Origin of the sequence: Pseudomonas sp. CH235 (assembly GCF_004368175.1) — a bacterium.
Classification (GTDB): domain Bacteria; phylum Pseudomonadota; class Gammaproteobacteria; order Pseudomonadales; family Pseudomonadaceae; genus Aquipseudomonas; species Aquipseudomonas paraglycinae.
This window is the reverse complement of sequence record NZ_RRZJ01000057.1, coordinates 1-5,560: the sequence shown is the minus strand read 5'-3', so window position 1 is coordinate 5,560 and position 5,560 is coordinate 1. Positions and strand designations below refer to the sequence as shown.

General features: G+C 51.4%; 2 tRNA genes and 3 rRNA genes. All 5 read right to left on the bottom strand.

The features are described from left to right. Nucleotides 1–46: 46 nt before the first annotated feature. The 5 genes from rrf to EIY71_RS28285 all read right to left on the bottom strand — a co-directional run bounded on the left by rrf (nt 47) and on the right by EIY71_RS28285 (nt 5,250). A 5S ribosomal RNA gene (gene rrf / locus EIY71_RS28305) occupies nt 47–162 on the bottom strand. A gap of 152 nt (nt 163–314) precedes the next feature. Then, a 23S ribosomal RNA gene (locus EIY71_RS28300) occupies nt 315–3,205 on the bottom strand. A gap of 244 nt (nt 3,206–3,449) precedes the next feature. Then, a tRNA-Ala gene (locus EIY71_RS28295) sits at nt 3,450–3,525 on the bottom strand. Nucleotides 3,526–3,555: 30 nt separating this feature from the next. After that, nucleotides 3,556–3,632, bottom strand: a tRNA-Ile gene (locus EIY71_RS28290). A gap of 81 nt (nt 3,633–3,713) precedes the next feature. Next, nucleotides 3,714–5,250, bottom strand: a 16S ribosomal RNA gene (locus EIY71_RS28285). Together the 16S, 23S and 5S rRNA genes with 2 tRNA genes alongside form the textbook arrangement of a ribosomal RNA operon. Between the last annotated feature and the right edge of the window lie 310 nt (nt 5,251–5,560).

Sequence of the window (5,560 nt, the reverse complement as noted above, 5' to 3'; positions counted from 1 at the left end):
AAAACAAAACCCCAACTGCTTTCGCAATTGGGGTTTCGGAATTTAATCTTGACGATGACCTACTCTCACATGGGGAAACCCCACACTACCATCGGCGATGCATCGTTTCACTTCTGAGTTCGGGATGGGATCAGGTGGTTCCAACGCTCTATGGTCGTCAAGAAATTCGGGTACTGAGTCGTGGCCAGTGGGCCTCGCTTCAGCAAATTGGGTATGTGATAGCTATCGGTGTTTTGTGAGCGTCGAACTTTCGGTTCATTTTCGTCTTCACACACCGCAATCTGGCCTTTCGACTCAAATTGCTTGGGTGTTATATGGTCAAGCCTCACGGGCAATTAGTATTGGTTAGCTCAACGCCTCACAGCGCTTACACACCCAACCTATCAACGTCGTAGTCTTCGACGGCCCTTCAGGGAACTCAAGGTTCCAGTGAGATCTCATCTTGAGGCAAGTTTCCCGCTTAGATGCTTTCAGCGGTTATCTTTCCCGAACATAGCTACCCGGCAATGCCACTGGCGTGACAACCGGAACACCAGAGGTTCGTCCACTCCGGTCCTCTCGTACTAGGAGCAGCCCCTCTCAAATCTCAAACGTCCACGGCAGATAGGGACCGAACTGTCTCACGACGTTCTAAACCCAGCTCGCGTACCACTTTAAATGGCGAACAGCCATACCCTTGGGACCGGCTTCAGCCCCAGGATGTGATGAGCCGACATCGAGGTGCCAAACACCGCCGTCGATATGAACTCTTGGGCGGTATCAGCCTGTTATCCCCGGAGTACCTTTTATCCGTTGAGCGATGGCCCTTCCATACAGAACCACCGGATCACTAAGACCTACTTTCGTACCTGCTCGACGTGTCTGTCTCGCAGTCAAGCGCGCTTTTGCCTTTATACTCTACGACCGATTTCCGACCGGTCTGAGCGCACCTTCGTACTCCTCCGTTACTCTTTAGGAGGAGACCGCCCCAGTCAAACTACCCACCATACACTGTCCTCGATCCGGATAACGGACCTGAGTTAGAACCTCAAAGTTGCCAGGGTGGTATTTCAAGGATGGCTCCACGCGAACTGGCGTCCACGCTTCAAAGCCTCCCACCTATCCTACACAAGCAAATTCAAAGTCCAGTGCAAAGCTATAGTAAAGGTTCACGGGGTCTTTCCGTCTAGCCGCGGATACACTGCATCTTCACAGCGATTTCAATTTCACTGAGTCTCGGGTGGAGACAGCGCCGCCATCGTTACGCCATTCGTGCAGGTCGGAACTTACCCGACAAGGAATTTCGCTACCTTAGGACCGTTATAGTTACGGCCGCCGTTTACCGGGGCTTCGATCAAGAGCTTCGCGTTAGCTAACCCCATCAATTAACCTTCCGGCACCGGGCAGGCGTCACACCCTATACGTCCACTTTCGTGTTTGCAGAGTGCTGTGTTTTTAATAAACAGTCGCAGCGGCCTGGTATCTTCGACCGGCGTGGGCTTACGCAGCAAGTGCTTCACCCTCACCGGCGCACCTTCTCCCGAAGTTACGGTGCCATTTTGCCTAGTTCCTTCACCCGAGTTCTCTCAAGCGCCTTGGTATTCTCTACCCAACCACCTGTGTCGGTTTGGGGTACGGTTCCTGGTTATCTGAAGCTTAGAAGCTTTTCTTGGAAGCATGGCATCAACCACTTCGTCGCCTAAAGGCAACTCGTCATCAGCTCTCGGCCTTAAGATCCCGGATTTACCTAAGATCTCAGCCTACCACCTTAAACTTGGACAACCAACGCCAAGCTGGCCTAGCCTTCTCCGTCCCTCCATCGCAATAACCAGAAGTACAGGAATATTAACCTGTTTTCCATCGACTACGCTTTTCAGCCTCGCCTTAGGGACCGACTAACCCTGCGTCGATTAACGTTGCGCAGGAAACCTTGGTCTTTCGGCGTGGGTGTTTTTCACACCCATTGTCGTTACTCATGTCAGCATTCGCACTTCTGATACCTCCAGCAAGCTTCTCAACTCACCTTCACAGGCTTACAGAACGCTCCTCTACCGCATCACTTACGTGATACCCGTAGCTTCGGTGTATGGTTTGAGCCCCGTTACATCTTCCGCGCAGGCCGACTCGACTAGTGAGCTATTACGCTTTCTTTAAAGGGTGGCTGCTTCTAAGCCAACCTCCTAGCTGTCTAAGCCTTCCCACATCGTTTCCCACTTAACCATAACTTTGGGACCTTAGCTGACGGTCTGGGTTGTTTCCCTTTTCACGACGGACGTTAGCACCCGCCGTGTGTCTCCCATGCTCGGCACTTGTAGGTATTCGGAGTTTGCATCGGTTTGGTAAGTCGGGATGACCCCCTAGCCGAAACAGTGCTCTACCCCCTACAGTGATACATGAGGCGCTACCTAAATAGCTTTCGAGGAGAACCAGCTATCTCCGAGCTTGATTAGCCTTTCACTCCGATCCACAGGTCATCCGCTAACTTTTCAACGGTAGTCGGTTCGGTCCTCCAGTCAGTGTTACCTAACCTTCAACCTGCCCATGGATAGATCGCCCGGTTTCGGGTCTATTCCCAGCGACTAGACGCCCTATTAAGACTCGCTTTCGCTACGCCTCCCCTATTCGGTTAAGCTCGCCACTGAAAATAAGTCGCTGACCCATTATACAAAAGGTACGCAGTCACAGAACAAAGTCTGCTCCCACTGCTTGTACGCATACGGTTTCAGGATCTATTTCACTCCCCTCTCCGGGGTTCTTTTCGCCTTTCCCTCACGGTACTAGTTCACTATCGGTCAGTCAGTAGTATTTAGCCTTGGAGGATGGTCCCCCCATATTCAGACAAAGTTTCTCGTGCTCCGTCCTACTCGATTTCATGACTAAGAGACTTTCGCGTACAGGGCTATCACCCACTATGGCCGCACTTTCCAGAGCGTTCCGCTAATCTCAAAGCCACTTAAGGGCTAGTCCCCGTTCGCTCGCCACTACTAAGGGAATCTCGGTTGATTTCTTTTCCTCAGGGTACTTAGATGTTTCAGTTCCCCTGGTTCGCCTCTTGCACCTATGTATTCAGTACAAGATAACCATCTTGTGATGGCTGGGTTCCCCCATTCAGACATCTCCGGATCAAAGTCTGTTTGCCGACTCCCCGAAGCTTTTCGCAGGCTACCACGTCTTTCATCGCCTCTGACTGCCAAGGCATCCACCGTATGCGCTTCTTCACTTGACCATATAACCCCAAGCAATCTGGTTATACTGTGAAGACGACATTCGCCGAAAATTCGAATTTCTCAACTAAGAGAACTCACAACTTTTACCTTAGCCTGATCACCACCAGTGAAAGTGGCCATCAGTCTATCTTTCTATCACATACCCAAATTTTTAAAGAACGAACCAGTCAAAGACTAGAAATCAACATTCACCATCGCAGCGATGGAATGCTCATTTCTAAGCTCTTACTTCAGAAGCAGTAGTGGTGGAGCCAAGCGGGATCGAACCGCTGACCTCCTGCGTGCAAGGCAGGCGCTCTCCCAGCTGAGCTATGGCCCCGTATTTCTACAGGCGTTTCCCACACAAAATTGGTGGGTCTGGGCAGATTCGAACTGCCGACCTCACCCTTATCAGGGGTGCGCTCTAACCAACTGAGCTACAGACCCAATTTCGGGCTGCTTCTTTCGTCTTCTTCAATGAATCAAGCAATTCGTGTGGGAACTTATGGAGCAACTGATGTCGTCGATTAAGGAGGTGATCCAGCCGCAGGTTCCCCTACGGCTACCTTGTTACGACTTCACCCCAGTCATGAATCACACCGTGGTAACCGTCCTCCCGAAGGTTAGACTAGCTACTTCTGGTGCAACCCACTCCCATGGTGTGACGGGCGGTGTGTACAAGGCCCGGGAACGTATTCACCGCGACATTCTGATTCGCGATTACTAGCGATTCCGACTTCACGCAGTCGAGTTGCAGACTGCGATCCGGACTACGATCGGTTTTATGGGATTAGCTCCACCTCGCGGCTTGGCAACCCTTTGTACCGACCATTGTAGCACGTGTGTAGCCCAGGCCGTAAGGGCCATGATGACTTGACGTCATCCCCACCTTCCTCCGGTTTGTCACCGGCAGTCTCCTTAGAGTGCCCACCATTACGTGCTGGTAACTAAGGACAAGGGTTGCGCTCGTTACGGGACTTAACCCAACATCTCACGACACGAGCTGACGACAGCCATGCAGCACCTGTCTCAATGTTCCCGAAGGCACCAATCCATCTCTGGAAAGCTCATTGGATGTCAAGGCCTGGTAAGGTTCTTCGCGTTGCTTCGAATTAAACCACATGCTCCACCGCTTGTGCGGGCCCCCGTCAATTCATTTGAGTTTTAACCTTGCGGCCGTACTCCCCAGGCGGTCAACTTAATGCGTTAGCTGCGCCACTAAGAGCTCAAGGCTCCCAACGGCTAGTTGACATCGTTTACGGCGTGGACTACCAGGGTATCTAATCCTGTTTGCTCCCCACGCTTTCGCACCTCAGTGTCAGTATCAGTCCAGGTGGTCGCCTTCGCCACTGGTGTTCCTTCCTATATCTACGCATTTCACCGCTACACAGGAAATTCCACCACCCTCTACCATACTCTAGCTCGCCAGTTTTGGATGCAGTTCCCAGGTTGAGCCCGGGGATTTCACATCCAACTTAACGAACCACCTACGCGCGCTTTACGCCCAGTAATTCCGATTAACGCTTGCACCCTCTGTATTACCGCGGCTGCTGGCACAGAGTTAGCCGGTGCTTATTCTGTCGGTAACGTCAAAATTGCAGAGTATTAATCTACAACCCTTCCTCCCAACTTAAAGTGCTTTACAATCCGAAGACCTTCTTCACACACGCGGCATGGCTGGATCAGGCTTTCGCCCATTGTCCAATATTCCCCACTGCTGCCTCCCGTAGGAGTCTGGACCGTGTCTCAGTTCCAGTGTGACTGATCATCCTCTCAGACCAGTTACGGATCGTCGCCTTGGTGAGCCATTACCTCACCAACTAGCTAATCCGACCTAGGCTCATCTGATAGCGCAAGGCCCGAAGGTCCCCTGCTTTCTCCCGTAGGACGTATGCGGTATTAGCGTTCCTTTCGAAACGTTGTCCCCCACTACCAGGCAGATTCCTAGGCATTACTCACCCGTCCGCCGCTGAATCCAGGAGCAAGCTCCCTTCATCCGCTCGACTTGCATGTGTTAGGCCTGCCGCCAGCGTTCAATCTGAGCCATGATCAAACTCTTCAGTTCAAACATCTTTGGGTTTTTAAGAAACCCTAAACTTGGCTCAGCAATCGTTGGTTACATCTTTGATTTCTCGCGGAGTAACTTGTGATGCTGATAATCTTGTTGACTATCAGTCTGACTCCACAAGCACCCACACGAATTGCTTGATTCAGTTGTTAAAGAGCGGTTGGTTAAGATCTTTCGTCTCAACCGAGGCGCGCATTCTACAGCAGCCTCATTTGCTGTCAAGTGATTATTTTCAGAAGTTTTCGAAGATTTCTTCAACAACTTCAACCACTTGCGCTTCCGATCTCTCGTTAGCGGGAGGCGAATT